1 protein-coding gene and 1 pseudogene are annotated in these 356 nt (G+C 64.9%); both read right to left on the reverse strand.

From position 1 onward, the window contains the following. A pseudogene (locus VI08_RS21900) lies at nt 1-160 on the reverse strand (protein-glutamate O-methyltransferase CheR); the annotation flags it as partial. Next, the coding region (locus VI08_RS20390) for a response regulator (RefSeq protein ID WP_157130540.1) at nt 133-356 on the reverse strand (224 nt) is incomplete at its 5' end. The gene VI08_RS20390 and the pseudogene VI08_RS21900, both read right to left, overlap by 28 nt.

Below are 356 nucleotides of genomic sequence, written 5' to 3' on the forward strand. Positions count from 1 at the left end.
GGCCCATGGCGTGGCGCATGCGCCGGCGCAGCGAGCTCACCGCGTAGTGGCGGAAATCGTAGTGGTAGCGAAGGTACACCGCCTCGAGCAGTACCTTCAGCTCCACGTCGAAGAGTTCGGTCTCCGCCGACATCAGCGCCTCGAGCACCAAACGCGGCACAGCGACACGAGCTTGTCGATGTCGATCGGCTTGGCGATGTAATCATTGGCGCCGGCCTCGATGCAGCGCTCGCGGTCGTCGCTCATGGCTTTTGCGGTCAGCGCGATGATGGGCAACTCGGCGAGGCGCCGCTCGGCGCGGATGCGGCGCATGGCCTCCAGGCCATCCATCTCCGGCATCATGATGTCCATCAGCA

It is taken from the genome of Luteibacter yeojuensis (assembly GCF_000964085.1).
In the GTDB taxonomy this organism is placed as follows: Bacteria; Pseudomonadota; Gammaproteobacteria; order Xanthomonadales; family Rhodanobacteraceae; genus Luteibacter; species Luteibacter yeojuensis_A.